The sequence below is a fragment of the Tissierella sp. MB52-C2 genome, from assembly GCF_030931715.1.
In the GTDB taxonomy this organism is placed as follows: Bacteria; Bacillota; Clostridia; order Tissierellales; family Tissierellaceae; genus Tissierella.
Map to the genome: position 1 here is coordinate 3,581,348 of NZ_CP133261.1, position 20,404 is coordinate 3,601,751.

General features: G+C 29.9%; 23 protein-coding genes. 16 read left to right on the top strand and 7 right to left on the bottom strand.

What is annotated here, in order from left to right; genetic code table 11:
• The first annotated feature begins 13 nt into the window (after positions 1-13).
• The 4 genes from RBU61_RS17990 to tlp all read left to right on the top strand — a co-directional run bounded on the left by RBU61_RS17990 (position 14) and on the right by tlp (position 2,095).
• Positions 14-592: a flavodoxin family protein gene (locus RBU61_RS17990; RefSeq protein WP_308877046.1), complete on the top strand. Its 579-nt coding sequence runs from the start codon at positions 14-16 to the stop codon at positions 590-592.
• Positions 582-1,256 carry an NAD(P)H-dependent oxidoreductase gene (locus tag RBU61_RS17995; protein WP_308877047.1) on the top strand — a complete coding sequence of 225 codons (675 nt, stop codon included), beginning with the start codon at positions 582-584 and terminating at the stop codon, positions 1,254-1,256. Before RBU61_RS17990 ends, RBU61_RS17995 begins: the two co-directional genes overlap by 11 nt.
• A gap of 339 nt (positions 1,257-1,595) precedes the next feature.
• Positions 1,596-1,802 (top strand): alpha/beta-type small acid-soluble spore protein, encoded by a 207-nt coding sequence (locus RBU61_RS18000; RefSeq protein ID WP_308877048.1) that lies wholly within the window; start codon positions 1,596-1,598, stop codon positions 1,800-1,802.
• 59 nt (positions 1,803-1,861) lie between these two features.
• On the top strand, positions 1,862-2,095 hold the full coding sequence (gene tlp, locus RBU61_RS18005) for a small acid-soluble spore protein Tlp (RefSeq protein ID WP_308877050.1): 234 nt from the start codon (positions 1,862-1,864) through the stop codon (positions 2,093-2,095).
• A gap of 64 nt (positions 2,096-2,159) precedes the next feature.
• Here the strand turns inward: tlp and RBU61_RS18010 are convergent, their stop codons facing one another.
• Positions 2,160-2,612 carry a hypothetical protein gene (locus tag RBU61_RS18010; protein WP_308877051.1) on the bottom strand — a complete coding sequence of 151 codons (453 nt, stop codon included), beginning with the start codon at positions 2,610-2,612 and terminating at the stop codon, positions 2,160-2,162.
• Between the two features lie 340 nt (positions 2,613-2,952).
• Between RBU61_RS18010 and RBU61_RS18015 the strand changes: the two genes are divergently transcribed.
• On the top strand, positions 2,953-3,294 hold the full coding sequence (locus RBU61_RS18015; RefSeq protein WP_308877052.1) for a ferritin-like domain-containing protein: 342 nt from the start codon (positions 2,953-2,955) through the stop codon (positions 3,292-3,294).
• 12 nt (positions 3,295-3,306) lie between these two features.
• Complete coding sequence (locus RBU61_RS18020) at positions 3,307-4,095, top strand: family 1 encapsulin nanocompartment shell protein (protein WP_308877053.1); 789 nt, start codon at positions 3,307-3,309, stop codon at positions 4,093-4,095.
• Positions 4,096-4,306: 211 nt separating this feature from the next.
• Here the strand turns inward: RBU61_RS18020 and RBU61_RS18025 are convergent, their stop codons facing one another.
• Both RBU61_RS18025 and ychF read right to left on the bottom strand, forming a co-directional pair.
• Positions 4,307-4,843: a GNAT family N-acetyltransferase gene (locus RBU61_RS18025; protein WP_308877054.1), complete on the bottom strand. Its 537-nt coding sequence runs from the start codon at positions 4,841-4,843 to the stop codon at positions 4,307-4,309.
• A 293-nt stretch (positions 4,844-5,136) separates the two neighbouring features.
• On the bottom strand, positions 5,137-6,234 hold the full coding sequence (gene ychF, locus RBU61_RS18030; protein WP_308877056.1) for a redox-regulated ATPase YchF: 1,098 nt from the start codon (positions 6,232-6,234) through the stop codon (positions 5,137-5,139).
• A 238-nt stretch (positions 6,235-6,472) separates the two neighbouring features.
• On the opposite strand from ychF, the gene RBU61_RS18035 reads away from it, so the two are divergent.
• The 3 genes from RBU61_RS18035 to RBU61_RS18045 all read left to right on the top strand — a co-directional run bounded on the left by RBU61_RS18035 (position 6,473) and on the right by RBU61_RS18045 (position 9,349).
• The gene (locus RBU61_RS18035; RefSeq protein ID WP_308877057.1) at positions 6,473-7,081 is read left to right on the top strand and encodes a TetR/AcrR family transcriptional regulator; all 609 of its coding nucleotides are present in this window, start codon (positions 6,473-6,475) and stop codon (positions 7,079-7,081) included.
• A 1-nt stretch (position 7,082) separates the two neighbouring features.
• Positions 7,083-7,934 carry a GNAT family N-acetyltransferase gene (locus tag RBU61_RS18040; RefSeq protein WP_308877059.1) on the top strand — a complete coding sequence of 284 codons (852 nt, stop codon included), beginning with the start codon at positions 7,083-7,085 and terminating at the stop codon, positions 7,932-7,934.
• Between the two features lie 176 nt (positions 7,935-8,110).
• Positions 8,111-9,349 carry a transposase gene (locus tag RBU61_RS18045; protein WP_308877061.1) on the top strand — a complete coding sequence of 413 codons (1,239 nt, stop codon included), beginning with the start codon at positions 8,111-8,113 and terminating at the stop codon, positions 9,347-9,349.
• 238 nt (positions 9,350-9,587) lie between these two features.
• Here the strand turns inward: RBU61_RS18045 and RBU61_RS18050 are convergent, their stop codons facing one another.
• Complete coding sequence (locus RBU61_RS18050; protein WP_308877062.1) at positions 9,588-10,802, bottom strand: FAD-dependent oxidoreductase; 1,215 nt, start codon at positions 10,800-10,802, stop codon at positions 9,588-9,590.
• Between the two features lie 174 nt (positions 10,803-10,976).
• Here RBU61_RS18050 and RBU61_RS18055 point away from each other — a divergent pair, with 174 nt between their 5' ends.
• The 7 genes from RBU61_RS18055 to RBU61_RS18085 all read left to right on the top strand — a co-directional run bounded on the left by RBU61_RS18055 (position 10,977) and on the right by RBU61_RS18085 (position 17,550).
• Positions 10,977-11,630 (top strand): class A sortase, encoded by a 654-nt coding sequence (locus tag RBU61_RS18055; protein WP_308877063.1) that lies wholly within the window; start codon positions 10,977-10,979, stop codon positions 11,628-11,630.
• A gap of 87 nt (positions 11,631-11,717) precedes the next feature.
• On the top strand, positions 11,718-12,884 hold the full coding sequence (locus tag RBU61_RS18060) for a glycoside hydrolase family 18 protein (protein ID WP_308877064.1): 1,167 nt from the start codon (positions 11,718-11,720) through the stop codon (positions 12,882-12,884).
• 123 nt (positions 12,885-13,007) lie between these two features.
• A complete protein-coding gene (locus RBU61_RS18065) occupies positions 13,008-13,925 on the top strand; it encodes a DMT family transporter (protein ID WP_308877065.1) in 918 nt (305 codons plus the stop codon).
• A gap of 14 nt (positions 13,926-13,939) precedes the next feature.
• A complete protein-coding gene (locus tag RBU61_RS18070) occupies positions 13,940-14,809 on the top strand; it encodes an ATP-binding protein (protein ID WP_308877066.1) in 870 nt (289 codons plus the stop codon).
• Between the two features lie 50 nt (positions 14,810-14,859).
• Positions 14,860-16,113 carry a DEAD/DEAH box helicase gene (locus RBU61_RS18075; RefSeq protein ID WP_308877067.1) on the top strand — a complete coding sequence of 418 codons (1,254 nt, stop codon included), beginning with the start codon at positions 14,860-14,862 and terminating at the stop codon, positions 16,111-16,113.
• A gap of 22 nt (positions 16,114-16,135) precedes the next feature.
• Entirely contained in the window at positions 16,136-16,885 is a 750-nt protein-coding gene (locus RBU61_RS18080) for an exodeoxyribonuclease III (protein ID WP_308877068.1), read from the top strand.
• On the top strand, positions 16,882-17,550 hold the full coding sequence (locus RBU61_RS18085; RefSeq protein WP_308877069.1) for a hypothetical protein: 669 nt from the start codon (positions 16,882-16,884) through the stop codon (positions 17,548-17,550). The genes RBU61_RS18080 and RBU61_RS18085 overlap by 4 nt, the downstream gene beginning before the upstream one ends.
• Positions 17,551-17,568: 18 nt before the next feature.
• Here RBU61_RS18085 and RBU61_RS18090 read toward each other — a convergent pair whose 3' ends face one another.
• The 3 genes from RBU61_RS18090 to RBU61_RS18100 are packed head-to-tail and all read right to left on the bottom strand — an operon-like array spanning position 17,569 to position 20,277.
• Positions 17,569-18,255 carry an MBL fold metallo-hydrolase gene (locus RBU61_RS18090; protein ID WP_308877070.1) on the bottom strand — a complete coding sequence of 229 codons (687 nt, stop codon included), beginning with the start codon at positions 18,253-18,255 and terminating at the stop codon, positions 17,569-17,571.
• A 10-nt stretch (positions 18,256-18,265) separates the two neighbouring features.
• Complete coding sequence (locus tag RBU61_RS18095; protein ID WP_308877071.1) at positions 18,266-19,618, bottom strand: HAMP domain-containing sensor histidine kinase; 1,353 nt, start codon at positions 19,616-19,618, stop codon at positions 18,266-18,268.
• Positions 19,615-20,277: a response regulator transcription factor gene (locus tag RBU61_RS18100; RefSeq protein ID WP_308877072.1), complete on the bottom strand. Its 663-nt coding sequence runs from the start codon at positions 20,275-20,277 to the stop codon at positions 19,615-19,617. The genes RBU61_RS18095 and RBU61_RS18100 overlap by 4 nt, the downstream gene beginning before the upstream one ends.
• Positions 20,278-20,404 lie beyond the last annotated feature (127 nt).

Genomic DNA, 20,404 nt, shown 5'->3' on the forward strand with positions numbered 1-20,404 from the left:
GAGGTAAGTATAAGTGAAAGCACTAATACTTAATGGCGCATTAGAAGACGATCAAAGTATGAAAAGAATAAATATGCTTATTGAAGAGGAACTTATTGAACAGGGTTATGAAGTGGAATCAATCGTACTTAATGAAAAGAAAATAGGAGAATGTGTGGGATGTTTTGGCTGCTGGATAAAGACTCCTGGAATTTGTGTAATAGATGATTATGGACGAGTGCTTACAGAAACTATAATTAATATGGATTTAGTAGTATATCTTACCCCTGTAGTCTATGGAGGATATTCATCTGAACTTAAAAAGGCTTTAGATAGAATAATTCCTTTATTGCTTCCATTTTTTAAAAAGATTAATGGAGAAGTGCATCATAAGGAGAGATATAAAGTATATCCAGAGGTAGTAGCATTAGGATTGATGTCAGAGGAAGATAATGAAATGGAAGAAGTATTTAATAATCTTATTAAGAGAAATTCTTTAAATTGGTATAATTCTTTCAGTGGAGGAACGATATATAATAAATCAGAGGAACAGATTAAACATCAAATAAGAGAGAAATTGAGTGATAGGAAGGGGATAGAATATGTTAAATGACAAAAAGGCTTTATTACTAATAGGAAGTCCTAAAAAGAAAAACAGTACCTCTGAATCCCTAGGAAATTATGTACTTGAAGGGCTGCATAAAAAAGGATACACTTCTGAGAAACTTCATATAATTTCTATTCTAAAGGATGATGTAGAAGTTTTATTTTCCAAGGTAAATGATGCTGATATAGTTATAGTCTCTGCCCCTTTATACGTAGACAGTTTACCATCTCCTTTGATTAAAGCCTTTGAGCTTATAGGACAAAATAGAAAAGGAATGTTAAGTTTTAAAAAGCAAAGGTTCATTTCTATTGTAAATAATGGTTTTCCAGAATCATTTCATAGTAATACAGCTCTTAAAATATGTAAAATATTTGCAGATAATGCTGGATTTCAATGGCTTGGTGGCCTTGCTATAGGATGTGGTCCTGCAATAAATGGCATGCCAATTAAAAATTCAGGTGGCATGACTAGAAATATAGCAAAATCTTTAGATATAACTATAGATACAATAGCTAAGAATGAAAGTATCCCTTTAGAGGCAATAAATCTAGTATCAAAAGAAATAATACCTAGTTGGTTATATACATTAATTGCTAATAGAGGATGGAAAACTCAAGCTAGGAAATTTAATGCCCATAAAATCTTATACACAAAACCTTATACAAAATAAATATAATTTAACTAAAAAATCCTCATTTTGCAAAGAATATTTTTTAGTATTGCCTTATATTGTAAACCATTTAAGATATTTCCATTTATATATGCAAAGAATAATTAATCCATAAAATATTTAATATTTTATGGATTAAATTTATTTGATAAAAACTACATCTCTTCATGTAATCTCTAATAAAATTTGTGAAATTAGTTTTATTAATCTAAAGTAAACTCCAGTATATAAGCTATGATAAAGTTTATAAAATATTGATTTTATGACTTTCATTAAATTACCTAGTATTTAAAATCATAAAAAATACAAAATAATAAAGAATAAAAAGTTGATATAGAGGTGAGTATTTTGGAAAAGACACCATTAAATTCTAATGCTGTAAAAGCTCTAGAGGAAATGAAGATGGAAATAGCCAATGAAATGGGGCTATCAAATAATCTTTCAAATCTAAATCCAGTAGAAAATATATTTACCGCTGGCCCAGTAGGTGGAATGATGACTAGAAAGTTAGTTGAAATGGGACAAAAACAGCTTATAGATAAATAACAAGGCTGTAGTTCCTTTTAGATAAAAAATAAACTAATAAAGATAAGGAGATGCAAATTATGAATAACAAACCTAAACCAGATGATAGAAGAGATAATGTTGAGAAAATACAATTTAATATTGATAATACCATCAAAAATTATAATCTTGCAGAAGAAATGATTGCAAAAACAGATGACGAAAATACTAAAGAAGCATTAATGGAAAAAAATAAAAGAAGAGAAGAATCTCTTAAAGGAATGAAAGAAGAGATTAAAGATGAAGCAACAGCAAGAGAAAATAATTATAAGTAAATAAAACTGAATTTAAAGTAAAACATGGGTATTATTCTACCCATGTTTTTTGTATTACTTATTTTTAATATAAGTCGTCATTGAGTGTAGATATAGCCTTTTCTAAATCAACGTCAGCATTAGATATAACTTTTTCTCTACTAACATTTGGATTACCTAAATATCCACCATTACTTTTGAGAATATCTCTAGCCTTCTGAGAATCTTCACTGTTTGTATCTACATTGACAACATAATTTATACTCGCAATATCATCAAAAGAACCCATTCCACTGACCATAGGGCTAGCTGCAGCTAAAGGAGAATTTCCTTCATTTAAGCTAGTTGAACCGGAGCTTAAAACTAATTGAGAGAGACTAGGTGCTGTGCTTGTTCCTGGAACATTGGTTTTAATATTTCTATTTCCAATATAATGATCATTGATATCTACAAAAGCACCACTAAAGCCTGCATTTTTAAGTTCTTTAACAGCATCATTTGCGGCACTTATTTCTCCGAAATAACCTCTTTCTGTCATTTTCATTCCTCCAATATAAATTATAGTGTATATATACTTTTCCACAAATTTATTTTATTATTAGAGTTATAATTTTCAACAACAACCAAAAGAGAGTTATTAATATCTAGAGTATATTATATTATTAATTTGTGCAGAATACTCTAGAGGCTATAAAACATGAGAAAGATTGATGCAGAAAAAGGATTAAGCAATAACTAGTTAGATTTTTTAGAAATCAGCTTGTACGAACTATTTGTTAGGAGATTCTAAATTACAATCATACATATTGGAATTGTTTAGCAACGCATTAATAGGGTGATTTAAAAATAATAAAATAAAATAACGGGAGGTATTAAATATGAGTGAATATCATGAGCCAGTGGAGAAACTAGATGAAAAAACCTTAAACATATCAAGAGCTATAAATAGTTTAAAGGAAGAGGTAGAGGCTGTTGATTGGTATAATCAAAGAGTTGATGCTTCAAAGGATGCAGAGCTAAAGGCTATAATGGCACATAATAGAGATGAAGAGATAGAACATGCTTGTATGCTTTTAGAATGGTTAAGAAGGAACATGGATAAATGGGATGAGGAGCTTAGAGCCTATTTATTTACAGAAGGACCTATTTCACATTTGGAGGAGCAAATTAAATCAGGATTTGAGAATGAATCAAATCTAAATATTGGAGATTTAAAATAGGAGGGAGAGAATATGTTGTATAGAGAATTAGCACCTATATCTAGTGAATCTTGGAATGAAATAGATAAAAGAGCAAAAGAAGTTCTAAAATCCTATTTATCTGCTAGAAAAGTAGTGAAGGTAAATGGACCAAAGGGACTTGATTATAACGTAATTACAGAAGGCAGATTAACTAATATTCAAGATTCAGAGGGCGTTTACTATGGTAATTATGAGGTTTTACCTTTAACAGAAGCAAGGGTAGAATTTGAAATGCATAGATGGGAATTAGATAATATTGCTCGAGGAGCTAAAGATATTAATTATGAACCACTGGAGAAAGCAATGAAAAGCATTGCATTATTTGAAGAAAATGCAATATATAATGGATTAGAAAGTGCTTCAATTAAAGGAATAAATGATTCAGTTGAATTGCAACAAATAACATTTGGGAAAGATCCGACAGCCATAATGGAAGCAATAACTAAGGGTTTAATTGAACTTAAAAAATCCTATGCGGAAGGACCTTTTACTTTAGTTGTAAATGAGGAAGCATATAAAAGAATTATATCTAAGGAAACAGCATATCCATTAGACGAAAGAATTGAAAGATTAATTGGTGGGAAAATTGTATTTAGCCATGTAGTGGATGGTGCATATTTACTACCATATAATCATGATGACCTAGAGCTTACTATTGGTAGAGACTTTACAATAGGGTATCAAACTCACACTAGTGAAATAGTAAGATTTTTTGCTACAGAGTCTTTCACTTTTAGAGTATTAGATCCATCTATAATAGTTAAATATACATTGAAATAAAGTTTACTAATATATGAGAATCTGTCTTAAAAATGATTAATTTAATCGTTTTTGAGACAGATTCTTTTTTGCTCTAATATTAAATCAAAATGGACAAAATCAAACTGGAATTAAGATGAAATAAATATAGATAAGTATAAATAAATTTCTAAAACCCACCTCTGATATTTCAAAGGTGGGTTTAAAACTGATATTACTTAGTCATTTCATATTATAAGCGTTTTCCCATATAGATATCTGGTTTTCCTATGCCGTTGGCATCAGGCATAACTCCAATGATTTTATAGCCGATTTTCATATAGAAGCTAGTTTGGTGAGTGCCGGGATTAAAATTTTCAATACGCCTAGGTAAATTGTCATATAGATCAACATTGGCAAAGGAAGTTTCCCCATCATTGACCTCATCATCTGCACCTAGCTGCATTGTTATTCCTCCACGACTGCGGGCTGCATCTTCTAAAGCCTTAACAATTGCAGCTCCAACACCCTTCCTTCGCATATTTTGTTTAACCGCTAATGGATGAAGTTCAAATACATTACAATTGTATTGAGGGAGTATTCCACCCCATCCTATGATTTCGTCATCCTCTACAGCAGCAAGTAAAACATTTTCAGAAATTAATCTTTCTTTAATCTCATCAATTGCATCATCAAGGGTTGGCCATCCAATAGGGAGACTATCAGTAAGAATTTGTGCAGCCTGAAGAATTAAATCATCTTTAATTTCATTCATATTTACAATTTTCAAAATAACACCTCCAAATATTGTATATAAATCTTCAAATCATAAATCTTAAGGGGAGGTGCTCGTAGTCTTTGTAATAAAACGAATTAACAAGGAAGTCTAATATATCTCATAAGGGTTACCTCCTTTTTTAAATAATAAGCAGAATTTTCCTTATATTTTTAATTATAACAGAGAAGTAAAATTTATAGCAATAAAGTTATCAATCAAATTTGCTTATATATAATTAATCCACTATATGTTTTCTATACAGTGGATTAATCTGTTACTATAGGATATGTTTAATTATTTGTTATCTACACATTAAATCTAAATAATACTACATCTCCATCTTTCATTACATAGTCTTTTCCTTCAATTCTTACAAGTCCTTTTTCCTTAGCTGATGTCATATTTCCACCATGGGTCATTAAATCATCAAAGGCTATTACTTCTGCCCTAATAAATCCTCTTTCGATATCGGAGTGGATTTTACCAGCAGCTTGAGGGGCTAAAGTTCCTTTTTTAATAGTCCAAGCTCTAGCTTCCATAGGTCCTGCTGTTAAAAAACTCATAAGTCCTAGTAAACTATAGGAAGCTTGTATAAGTTTGTCAAGACCAGATTTTTCTACTCCTAAATCATTTAAGAATTCCATTTTTTCTTCATTATCTAAAAGTGAAATTTCTGCTTCGATTTGGGCACTAACTACAACTACCTCTGCATTTTCAGAATTAGCATGTTCTCTTATCTTGGCTACATAAGGATTTGAGTCACCGTTATTTACTAAGTCCTCTTCAGATACATTTGCTGCATATATTACAGGCTTTGAACTTAAAAGATTAAAGGTTTTTACTATTTCCTTTTCCTCAGGAGATAAATCCAATGTTCTTATGGATTTTCCTTCCTCTAAGGATTTCAAGACCCTTTGAATTATTTCTACTTCTGCAGCCAATGACTTATCTGATTTAGCCATTTTCTGTGATTTTTGAAGTCTTCTTTCTAACTGTTCCATATCAGAAAACATTAGCTCTAGATTTATAGTCTCTATATCTCTAAGAGGATCGATATTTCCTTCTACATGGACAACATCTACATTTTCAAAAGCTCTAACTACATGAACGATAGCTTCAACTTCACGAATATGAGATAAAAATTTATTTCCAAGACCTTCTCCTTGACTAGCTCCTTTTACAAGACCTGCTATGTCGTAGAATTCTATTGCCGTTGGAACTGTTTTCTTTGATGTATAAATTTCTGCCAGCTTGTCTAGTCTTTCATCTGGCACTGCAACTACTCCTACATTTGGCTCTATAGTACAAAATGGATAGTTAGCAGATTCTGCACCTGCTTGAGTTATTGCATTAAAAAGTGTACTTTTTCCTACATTAGGTAGTCCTACGATTCCAAGTTTCATCCTTTATTTCCTTTCTATGATAAAAATAATATACTAAATATATCTTAATTTAAAAAACACTATACAACAAGAAATTATACAGTAAATATCACATAAGTGCAATAATAAGATTATTGATGATTAATGGAAGATTAATATATTATTTTATATAAAATTTATATATTATATTGTAGCCATTAATTATTTAACATATAATAAAATAAAAAGACCGACTAGTCGGTTTGTAATTGGAGGTAATATGACGAATAATGGGAGTAAAGGAATACAAAGTAAAAAGGAAAAGATAATTAATTATGCTTTTGACTTATTTGCAGAGAAAGGCTATTCTGAAACATCTGTAGATGATATTGTTAAAGCATCAGGAATTAGTAAGGGAGGAATATATTATTATTTTAAAAGTAAGGAAGATATATTTTTAGAGATTGCAAAGGATAGATTAAGACAAAGACATAGTATAATAAATGATGAAAAGAATACAAATTCAAGTAAAGAAAAGTTAATCAGTTATATTAAATGGACCCTAACAGGATTCTTTGATGAAAGGGTTCAACAGATGTCTAGATTTACCTTTGAATTTTGGTCTGTACTTTCTAGAAACCCTAATATGGAACATAAGGCTAAAGAAAGATACAACATGTTTTATACTATTCTATCAGAAATATTAGAAGAGGGAATCCGTAATGGGGAATTTAAAAAAAATATAGACATAGAATCTATGGTTTATATTATTTTATCTACAATGGATGGTATTGGATTTGCAAATTCCGTAATGGGTATTAGAATGACTGAAGAAGTAATTGAAAATTATATAGATATGATATTGAAGAAAATTGAAAAAGGAGATTAATATGATTACATATGATTATTGTAATAATGTTGAGTTTGAAAAAGTATATAATGCCTTTAGAATAGGATTTTCAGATTATATAATAAAAATTGATATTTCTGAGGAAGGCTTTATGGAACGTTTTTTTGGGCCAGAGGGCAATCAATTAGAACATTCATTTATAGCCTTAGATAACGGAAGCCCAATAGGTTTAATTCTAGGTGGAATTAAAGATTATGAGGGAACAAAAACTATTCGCTGCGGGGCTCTTTGTATTCATCCTAATTATAGGGGGAGAGAGATTAGTAGAGATTTATTTAAATTACACAAGAGAGTTGCATTAGACAATCAATGTAAACAAATGTTTTTAGAAGTTATAGTGGGAAATGATAGGGCTATTAAATTTTATAATAAACTAGGATATGAAAAGGTCTATGATATAAAGTATTATTCCCTTAGAGAAATTGATAATATACAGAAGGAGGTAGATAAATCTATAGAGATAGAAAAGATAACCTTCGACACTGTTTTAGATTTGTCACAATCATTGAAAGATATTCATGTTAATTGGCAAAATGATTTTGATTATATGAGAAAGCTTCAAGGATTAGTTCATTATGGGGTTTATAAGGAGTCTAAGTTAATAGGTGCTATGACCATAAGTATAAATGGCAAAATACTTTTTATTTGGGTTAATCCAGTACATAGGCAAAAAGGAATTGCTAGAAATCTTATTCTAAATGCAGTTAATGATTTAGACTTAAAAAGGTTAAACATAAGTTTTCCTAATAATGCTAAAATAGAAGGCTTTTTAAAAAAGATGAATTTCCAAAAAGATAATATATCACAATATGAAATGTATTTAACTATTTAGCAAAATAACAGGAATTGTAAATTAAAGATTACTACAAATGATAGTTTTATCAAAAAGGCCAGCAAGAATACATCCACTTCTATAAGTGGGTGATGAATTGCAATAATCGGCAATAAACACATTGAACAAACTTCTGTTCTGTGATAAAGTATATTCATAGAATGGAGGTGAAAACAGTGTATTTAACAGTAAAGCAACAAGTTAAAAACCTTACCAAAGAAGAATATCTAATCTTAAGAGAACTATCTCATACTGCTAAAAATCTATATAATGTAGCCCTATATAATATTAGACAATATTTCTTTGAAACAGGTGAATATCTTAGTTATGGTAAGAATAATCTACTATGTAAAAATAATGAGAATTACAAAATACTAAATAGCAATATGAGTCAACAAATACTAAAAGAAGTAGATGGAACATTTAAATCATTCTTTGAACTTCTCAAACTAAAGAAACTAGGTAAATATAATTCTAAAGTAAACATTCCTAAATATCTTAAAAAAGAAGAATTTTTCACACTAATAATTGGATTTGTTAGACTTAATAATAATAAACTAATACTTCCCTATTCCAATACATACAAAAGGAATCACAAGCCTATCATAATAACAATACCACCAATATTAAAAGATAAAGCAATAAAAGAGATTAGAATAGTACCTAAACTATCTGGAAGGTACTTTGAAATTCAATATACCTATAAGGTAGAAGAATATCAAAGGGAATTAAATAAGCAAAATGCACTTTCAATAGATTTAGGAATAAATAATCTGGCAACCTGTGTAACCAATAAAGGCAAATCTTTCATAGTAGATGGAAATAAACTTAAATCCATAAACCAATGGTATAACAAACAAATGGCTAAATACCAGAGTATAAAGGATAAACAAAGAATAAAAGGGATAACAAAATATCAAGTAATAATTACTAAAAAGAGAAATAATCAAGTCAATGACTATATAAATAAATCCTGTAGATATATAATTAATTACTGTATCAATAATGATATAGGTACAATAGTCTTAGGATATAACGAAGATATACAAAATAAAATAAATATAGGAAAAATCAATAATCAAAACTTTGTAAATATCCCTATAGGAAATATAAAAGATAAGTTAGAGTATCTATGTAAACTATACAATATAACCTATATAAAACAAGAAGAAAGCTATACATCTAAAGCAAGTTTCTTTGATAAAGATGAAATACCAACAATAGGAGATAAAACCTCAAGGGACTTTAGTGGAGAAAGAATAAAAAGAGGACTATATAAAACAAGTACAGGCACTACATTAAATGCAGATGTAAATGCAGCACTAAATATATTAAAGAAAAGTAAAGTTGTGGATCTAAGAATCCTATACAATAGAGGCGAAGTGGATACGCCTAAAAGAATAAGGATAGCTTAGCTATCAATCTTCTTCGGAAGCTCCCACTTCTATAAGTGGTGAGTAGTTCACAAAAGATAATGAATGTAGTATAATAATCTACTTTAATAAAGGGTATCCTACTATTTCAAATGATGAAGCATATGATGTTGAAATAAAACTAAATATATCAGACTTTTGTTCTAGTGAAAGCCCAATTTGTATGACTATGTTTTAAATAAATAGACCCTAATAAACCTAGGGTCTATATTACCACTCCTTATTTACTTTTTAACTCTTGAATTAAATTATCAAAGGATATATCTTTATAGTTAATGTTTTCAAGCCTAGTTTTCTTCTCGATTGCAGATTTTAATACAGGGGAAGATTTTATATTTCCGACAACTATGGCTCCTATGATTTTTCCATCATTAATCAAGACTTTATTATATATATTACTATCTATTTTTTCATCTAAAACAATATCTGTAGCCATACTTTCATCTACTATTCCCATAGAAAATAAAGATATATCAAAGGCATTTAAAGTAGTTAGCGGAGTGATATGTTCATATATAGTATCCTTATCTGTAATATTATATCCAGCCACCTTTCCTTGACCAATGGAAACATTCCATAGTCCAAATATATGATCATTATATTCTGCCGCATCTCCAGCAGCAAATATTCCATTTACACTTGTTTCCATTTTTTCATCTACTACAATTCCCCTATTTAATTCTATAGGAGTATCTTTTAAAAGTTCTATATTGGGACTAGTACCTATTGAGTATATTACAGTATCACAATTATATGTTTTGCCATCACTGGTTTTAAAACCTTCAGCTTTATCATTGCCTAGTATTTCACTTATTTCACAGTTAAATAGTATCTGAACATTATTAGCACGTATATTGTTTTCTAGGATTTTAGATGCTTTACTATCTAATTGTTTTGTCATTAATCTGACATGATTATGGGCTATGGTAACCTCCTTATTTATTTGAGATAATATCCAAGCAATTTCTAAACCTTGTATTCCACCACCGATTATTAGGATATTTTTACTATCTTTGAGACTATCAGCAATATCCCAAGCGTTTTGAAGAGTTCTCAAGCTATATACCCCATTTTTGTCAACTCCTGGGATATTGGGTTCCATATTATTAGAACCAGTTGCAATTAATATTTTAGTATAACTAATTAAGCTATCATCAAATAATCTTACTACCTTTTTATCTATATCTATAGATACGACTTTAGTACCCAGGTATAGATTTACATTATTATCATCATACCATTCTCTTTTTTGCAGCAATATTTTATCTTCTTGAAGTGTAGATAATAAGCCCTTTGAAAGCCTTATTCTACTATAGGGATAAAATACTTCTTCTCCAAATAAATGAATTTCACTTTCCATATCTACTTCTCTTATGGCTTTTATAGCAGAGATTGCAGCTATACCATTACCTATTATAATTATTTTATCTTGCATTTGTTTTATTCCTTTCCAATATGTTTTTATTAGTTTGTTACAATTATTATTTAAAATACATATTTGAAAATAAATAAAAAATTAAAATAGATTAATATGGGTAGCTATTAACTATCTGCATTGATTGAGTAAGAATGCAGATTTAGTTTTTATTTTTAATTTTGAGGTGGTAAAATGAAGAAACTTATTTCTACAATGGCAATTATAATAGGTATTATAGTCTTATCTATTCCATATATAAATAATTTAATTATCCAATATAATATTAATACTAAAAGAAATATATTAAATGAAATCACTCCAGAGGAAATAGAGGAAAATAAAAATACAGAGACGAATTATGACTACGATAGCATAATAGATATTGAAACAAACTCATTATTATGGGAGATTAAAGATTTTGATAATAAATATATAATAGGTCAAATTGCCATACCAGATTTAGGGATTGATATTCCTATATTAAAGGGGACAACTAATTCTAATTTATTAATAGGGGCTACAACTATGGTTGAAGGACAGGAAATGGGTGAGAGAAACTATCCTCTAGCAGGTCATCTTATGAAGAATAAGTCTCTTCTATTTGGAAGTCTTATGGATATAGAGGTGGGAACTGTAGTAAAAATAAGTGATAAAAAAATGATCTATGAGTATAAGATCTACGATACAGTAGTAGTACCTGATACAGCTCTTAATATGTTAGATGATATTAAGGCAGAAAAAAAGGGGAAGCCAATTATATCCTTAATGACCTGTTATTATTCTTCTAAAACAGGAAAAAGGTTTTTTGCATTGGGAGAATTAGTAGACATATATACTTATCCATAATTCCCAAGAATTACAGGTTGAAAAGGATTTGAAAACTCTGTAGGATGAAAATAGAATATAATTTTAAAAGAGGAGCTGGACCGTTTTATGACAGATGTTACAAATAGTAAAAAAGTATTATTTTCATCTTTAATCTTTGTATTAATATTAAGCTTGCTATGTATAACCCCTACTGCTTTAGCCAATGGAGTGAAGGAGCCTGAAAGGAAGATTGTAGGATATTATACATCTTGGTCAGCTTATTCAGGATATACTTTGGATAAAGTTGATGCTACTAAGTTGACTCATATTAATTATTCTTTTGCAAATATTAATGAAGAATTAAAAATAGTATTAGGTGATCCATATATAGATTTAGTTAATTTACAAAAAATAAGGGAACTTAAAATAATTAATCCAAATCTCAAGGTACTAGTATCAGTGGGAGGATGGTCATGGTCGGATAAGTTTTCTGATGTAGCATTAACAGATGAATCTAGGACTACCTTTGCAAATAGCTGTATAGATTTTATGAGGGAGTATGGGCTTGACGGAATAGATATAGATTGGGAATTTCCAGTAAGTGGTGGACTTTCAGATAATATCTATAGACAAGAGGATAAGGAAAATTTTACACTTTTACTAAAGGAATTAAGAGAAACCTTTGATACTCAAGGTCAAATAGATAATAAATCATATATATTAACTTTTGCAGGTGGAGCATCGAGTATGTTTACAGACAATATTGAATTAGAAGAAATTCATAAATACGTAGATTTTGCAAATATTATGAGCTACAATATTCATGGTTCTTGGGATAAATACACTGATTTTAACTCACCATTATATACTAATAATGAATCTTTAAACAATATAAAACTTAGTGTAGATGAGTCAATGAAAATTTGGATAAATAGAGGTTTTCCTAAGGAAAAAATAGTTATGGGGATTTCATTTTATGGAAAACAATATAATAATGTAAATCCATGGAATAATGGACTGTATCAACTTTATGATGGAAATTCAACTATTGGTTATGGTGATATAGTTTATAAGTATTTAGACAAGCAAGGGACCAATAGATACTTTCATTATGGCTCTTTAATGCCATGGATTTATGATGGTACAAGCTTTATAACCTATGAAGATGAAGAATCTATTTCTTATAAGGCAGATTATATTAAGTTAAACGAACTAGGTGGGGCAATGATTTGGGAGGTAAGCGGAGATTTTAATGGACTTTTATTGAACCAGCTTTATAACGGACTAAAATAGAGAAGAATAATAGGCCTAGGTTTAAATTTAACCTAGGCTTTGCTTTGGTTGCAGATAGGGTTCAAAGTGTGTTATATTATTCTAGATAAGGGATTATATAGATTATTGAAGGGGGAACTTTATTTGAGAGATAACAAATATTTGCCCATAGTTTCGGCAATTATATATTCAACTATATTTGGATTTTCTTTTATGTTTTCTAAAATAGGGCTTGAGGTTATGACGCCAATAGAACTTATTTCCTTTAGATTTTTACTTGCAGCCTTAGTTATGACTTTACTTAAAGCCCTTGGAATTATTAAAGTAAATTTAAAGGGAAAAAATATAAAAATGGTCTTACTTACATCGATCTGTGAACCTGTATTATATTTTTTATTCGAATCTATGGGAATTAATATGACATCCTCCTCAGAGGCAGGTCTTATGATATCTCTAATACCTGTATTTGTAGCTATATTTAGTATGATATTTTTACATGAAAGGCTTAGACCTATTCAGTTGGGATTTATAGCTTTGTCTGTTGGAGGAGTAATCTTTATTAATATGATGAAAGACAGTTTGAGTTTATCAGGTAATTTATTAGGGATTATATTTTTATTTTTTGCTATAATAGCATCTGCTTTCTATAATATCGGATCAAAAAAATCTTCAATAGATTTTACACCTGTTGAGATTACATATGTAATGATGTGGATAGGAGCTATTTCATTTAATACGATACTTATTATTACTAATCTAATAAAAGGAAACATGAGAAATTATTTTGCACCATTAGCCCATAGTCAAGCAATAATTCCTCTACTATACTTAGGAATATTATCGTCGATAGTTGCTTTCTTTATGGTTAATTATACAATATCTAAGATACCAGTATCACAATCAGCAGTATTTGCTAATCTTTGTACAATAGTATCAATTGCTGCTGGAGTTCTAATATTAAAGGAAGATTTTTTCTTTTATGATTTTATCGGAGCAGTTGTGATTTTAGTAGGAGTATGGGGAACAGTATATTTTGAAGAGAAAGAAGGAATATTAAATTAAGCGGAGTGATAAATATGGATGAAAAAGATAATGGAATAAAGGGAACAGGATGTGAAATATTAGTTCCTTTTAATGACAGAAAACCATTAAAGGATATAGAAAGAAGCATTATAAAGACTTATAGAAAACATATATGGTCTAAGTTTATTAAGGCAATAAAGGAGTATGATTTAATACAAGATGGTGATAAAATAGCAGTAGCAATATCAGGCGGAAAAGATAGTCTTCTTATGGCAAAGCTTTTTCAGGAATTATATAAAAACGGCAATCAAAATTTTGAATTAGAATTTATAGCCATGGATCCTGGGTATCATAAGGATATACGTAGTCTTTTAGAGGATAACTGTAAATATTTAGATATACCTGTTAATATATATGATGCAGATATATTTCAAGTGGCAGATAAGATAGCCAATGATTATCCTTGCTATATGTGTGCCAGGATGAGAAGGGGTTCTTTATATGGTAAGGCAAGAGAATTAGGATGTAATAAACTAGCTCTTGGTCACCACTTCAATGATGTAATAGAGACTACTATGCTGAATTTATTATGTGCAGGTAATTTTAAGACTATGATGCCAAAGTTAAAGGCTCAGAACTTCGAAAATATGGAGTTAATAAGACCACTGTACTTAATAGAAGAGTTATATATTCAAAGATTTATTCAAAATGCAGGAATATGGCCTTTAAACTGTGCCTGTATGGTGGCTGCTAAAAAAATAGGAAATAAGAGATATGAAATAAAGGATTTATTAGAAGAATTAAGAAAAGATTTTGCAAATGTAGATATGAATATATTCAGGGCTGCAGAAAATGTAAACATGGATGGAATATTGGGATGGCAGAAAGAAGGAGAAAAACATTTATTTTTAGAGGAATATTAGATTTATAAAACAACTAATGATAATAAGATATAAGAAAGAAGGTGCTCTAAATGTCAGGAAGTTTCAGAGATCTTGGAATAAGCGAAGAACTGGAAGCTATATTAAATAAAAATGGAATAACAGAACCTACACTTATTCAAGAGAAAACCATAAGGGAACTATTAAATGGACGTGATGTAGTAGCTCAGGCTCAAACAGGAACAGGTAAAACTTTAGCATTTTTATTGCCAATTATACAGAAAATAGATACAAATAAGTCATATATACAAGGATTAATCATAACTCCAACTAGAGAGCTGGCTATTCAAGTTACGAATGAGGCTAAAAAACTTATGGGTGAGAAGGAAATAAATATTTTAGCAGCCTACGGTGGTCAGGATGTGGAGCAGCAAGTAAGAAAGCTAAAAAAGGGTATTCATTTAGTAATAGCTACTCCAGGTAGACTATTGGATCATATAAGAAGAGAAACCATAGATTTTGGTAGAGTTAATTTTTTAGTATTAGATGAAGCAGATGAAATGCTTAATATGGGATTTTTAAAAGATGTAGAAAGTATCATAGTGAATACGCCGAAGGCTCGTCAAACCATGTTATTTTCTGCTACAATACCTAATGAAATAAGATCTTTAGGCAAAAGATTTATGAGAAATCCTTTGCAAGTTGAAATACAAGGAAAAAATATTACATTAGATGAGATAGAACAAGTAATTATAGAAACTACTGAAAGAAAGAAGTTAGATATACTTTGTCAATTAATTGATGAATATAATCCCTATTTGGCTATTGTATTCTGTCGTACAAAACAGGGAGTAATTGCCTTAAATGGTGAATTGCTTTCTAGAGGATATAATTCAGATGAGCTTCATGGAGATCTTAGCCAAGCTAAAAGGGAAAGAGTAATTAAATCCTTTAGGACTGCAAAGATTCAAATCCTTGTGGCAACAGACATTGTGGCTAGAGGTTTAGATGTAGAGGGAGTGACCCATGTTATTAACTATGATATACCTAGAAATGTAGATAGTTATATTCATAGAATTGGTAGAACTGGAAGAATTGGAAACTTAGGTACTGCAATTACCTTTGTAACAGAGAGAGATAGAGACGATTTGGCATTGATTCAAAGGAAGGTTAAGGCAGACTTAAAGACTAGAAAAGTAGAGAAGAATGGAAGAAAAGATGTAAAGAAACCAGATAATAAACCTGAAAAGAAGAAAACTATATCTAAAGAATATAAATTTGAAAGGACTAAAGGTAGTGGTCCTAGATATGCCTTTAAGAATAAAAAGAATAGTAAAAAGAAGTAATGTTCATAAGGGGGAAAACTAAATGAAATTAATTTCTTGGAATGTAAATGGGATTCGTGCTTGTGTAGGTAAGGGTTTTTTAGATTTTTTTAAGGAAATAGATGCAGATATATTTTGCGTTCAAGAGACAAAATTACAAGAAGGGCAAATAGATTTAGATCTAGAAGGATATTATCAGTATTGGAACTATGCAGAGAAAAAAGGGTATTCGGGCACTGCAGTATTTACAAAGATTAAGCCCATATCTGTTACTTATGGATTAGATATAGAAGAACATGATAAGGAAGGTAGAGTTATTACATTAGAATATGATGATTTTTATTTAGTGAATGTTTATACTCCAAACTCCCAGAGAGAATTGGCAAGGTTAGACTACAGGATGCAATGGGAGGATGATTTTAAAAACTATTTAAAGATGCTAGAAACCAAGAAGCCTGTAGTATTATGTGGAGATTTAAATGTTGCCCATAAAGAAATAGACCTTAAAAATCCTAGTACCAATAGGAAGAATGCAGGTTTCTCTGATGAAGAAAGAGAAAAGATGACTATTCTTTTAGAATCAGGATTTATTGATACATTTAGACATTTCTATCCAGATAAGGAAGATGCTTATACTTGGTGGTCCTATATGAGACAAGCCAGAGATAGGAATGTTGGTTGGAGAATCGACTATTTTATAGTATCAGAAGTATTAAAAGATAGAATAAAGTCAGCGACTATTCATTCAAGTATACTAGGCTCAGACCATTGTCCTGTAGAGATTGAAATATGAAAAAAACAATCCTAGGTTCCATAAGGCTTTTAATAGGATATTTTGTATGTGCCACAGGTATGGTAATGACTATTAATGCTAATTTAGGAGTAGCACCTTGGGACGTATTTCACCAAGGGCTAGGAAATGTATTTAATTTACCAATAGGAAGAGCAAATATAATTGCAGGGCTTATTATAATCCTTGTTAATATATATTTTGGTCAAGATATTGGGTGGGGAACTATTTTTAATATGATATTTATTGGGACTTTTATAGATATATTAATGCTAAATAAACTAATCCCAATATTTGATGGATTTCTTCCAAGTTTAATTATGATGCTTTTAGGGATGATTGTTTTAGGTTATGGTTGTTATATATATATTGGAGCGGGCTTTGGTGCAGGACCTAGGGATGGATTGATGGTAGCCCTAACTAAGAAGACTAACAAATCAGTAAGATTTGTAAAAAACTCTTTAGAAATAATAGTTGTAATAATAGGATATTTTTTAGGTGGCTCTGTAGGAATAGGAACTGCTATAATGTCCATAGGTGGAGGATATTTCTTTCAGTTTGTGTTTAAGACAGTAAAATTCAATGTATCAGAAGTGGATCATAGATATATTAAAGACGATATAAAGTTTTTAAAGGAAAAATTTACAGCAAAAAAAGGTGAAGTCTAGACTTCACCTCTTTTTATATTAAAGATTTATTATTTGATTTCTGTGGGTAATTTCCACAATTTTAGTATCTATATCCTTTGTTTTGTGGATAAAGTCTGAAGAAGCATGAAACTTATCCCCAAAATGCATTGGGAAAAGGTATTTTGGCTTTACCATCTTAATAAAATATTCTCCGCCAAAATTAAAGGCACCTTCTAATCTTGGATCTACTGGGAAGAAGGATATATCTATATTAAGTTCTTCTATTTTTTTGATTTCCTCTTTAAAGGACTTTTCCATACTGATTTTTTCTTCTTCTGTATCATCATTCCAATACCACCAATTTAAGTCTCCAGCATGGAATATATTAATCCCATCAACACTAACAAAAAAAGATACTCCCATATCTGTAGAACCAAAGGTTTTAATATTTACACTATCTAAAGTTAAACTTTCATAAGGGCCCATTTTATATATTCTCTTATTTGAATCCATAATTTCTATATCTGAACTAAATACATAATTAATATCATCTCTAATATTTGACCATTTCAATATTTCAGGGTTAAAATGATCACTATGGGAATGGCTAGAGAATATTATGGTTTTCTTATTTTTTAGTGATATATCACCTTGATAATAGTCAAATACTAAAAGAAAATTTTCTGTTTCTACAGCAAATCCACTATGAAATATATGCTCTACTTTTACATTTAATTTATCCACATCATCACTCCTAACTATGAATCTCTATATAAAATGATACCCCTTTATCTTCATTTACAGCAAATATATTAGAACCATATGAATTAAGAATTTTATTTACTATGGCAAGGCCCAATCCGAACTCACCTTTATAACCCTTGTTGAACTTATTAAATAATGTATTTAAAAGTTTTTCCTCAATGGGTGGTCCGTCATTCCACACTCTTAAGATGATTTTGCTGTCTACATCTTTTAAGGAAATTAAAATTCTTTTATCTGCATATCTTATTTGATTATCTAGAAGATTTTCTATTACAATTCCCCACTGTTCCTTATCTCCCTCTATAAATATAGGGTTAAGTTCTAAGTTCCAATCAATATCTGTTCTACTCCACGACAATCTATCTACAACTTCTTGAATTAATAAATCAAGAGGAAATCTTACTTTATCTATTTCATGATTAGACAAGTAGTCTAATTTAGTTAAATATAATAGGTTTCTAACTTTCTTCTCTAGTCTTTTAGCTTCGCCTTCGATTACCTCTATAGAACATTCTAAGGTACCTTTTGGATATATTCCATCTTTAATAGCTTCAGTATAAGACTGAATAACCATTACTGGAGTTTTTAATTCATGAGAAACGTGTTGTAAGAAGGATTGTTCTGCTTCATCCTGTCGTATAAGCTGATTTCTCAAATATTCTACAGATTTTCCAAGCCTTCCGATCTCATCTTCTCTATTTAGCTCTATAGGTTCATTCCATTCATTACTGGCTAACTTTTCTACCCTTTTTTCTAAATCTACTAGAGGCTTAGATAAGTATCTAGATAATAATATGGCAGGAATCCAGCTAAATAAGAAAACAACAACCATAACCCCTAGAAGTTTTCTAAATAGAGTCTGAACCAAATCCTCTCTATAGGAGTCTCCCATATAAGAAACGAGAAAGGCATCTCTATTTAATGCTTTGCCTTTTGTAATTATATAAAATACTTTTTCACTTCCTATATGTCCAGCATATTCTTGGCTAATATTTCTTTGATTTAAGGCTTCATTCTGCACTTTTTCTAGAAATTTTGCAGGCATAGAAAGACTTAAAGGGCCTTTACTATCAGCATAAAATATAAAATGCCTTACAGTTCTAATATTTTCTAGAAATTGTTCATCTCGTCCAAAGAAGTCTGAACCAATATAATCCCTATATATATCGCTATCAAATTGGTTAAATACTAAGTCTTGGGCAGAGGTAATAGTTGCATAAATTTCCCTTGTGAAGAAATCTCTTAAGGTAGAGGGGAGTATGAAGGACAGTAGTAAGGAAATCGATAAAGTAATAATAGCTATAATAAGCCAAATTTGAAATGATAGAGGGTAGTTTTTCATCTTTTATTCACCCTGTATCCATAGCCATAGACCGTTTCTATATCCAATTCTGGAAGTTTTTTTCTAACACGTCTTACCAAGTCATCTACTACCCTATCGGAACCGAAATAATCGTCTCCCCATATGGTATTTAAGATTTGTTCTCTAGATAAAGCTATTCCAGGATTTTTGGCGAAATACACCACTAGTTCATATTCCTTAGAGGTAAGATCAATAGCTTCTTCTTTATATTTTACTATTCTACTACTTTCATTAATATTATAAGGTTGTAGATTGGATACACTAGAATTGTTTGTATTAAGTCTATCCAGTATATTTTTTACTCTAATAACCAATTCACGAGGAAGAAAAGGCTTAGGTAAATAATCATCGCTACCTAGTTCTAAGCCTACGACCCTGTCAATATCCTGATCTCTAGCAGAAATAAAAATAACTGGAATATTTGGAGTAATACTTTTTATTTCTTTAATTAATTGATAGCCATCTATATCTGGCAGCATAATATCTAAAATCCATAAATCAGGTGGAGTATTTATCATTTTTTCTGCATCTTCTCCATTCAAAAAGGAAGATACATCCCAGCCTTCTTTTTTTAAATATGAAGACAGTACTAAGTTTAAATTTTCATCATCTTCTACTAAATATATTTTATAGGACATATTATCACCCCATTATAATTTACACCTATTTAAGGATATTATAACAAATATATTAAAAATAAAAAATAAATCCCACAACAAAAACACAATTACCCCATATTGTTTTCATAGTATTAGGTTAATATAA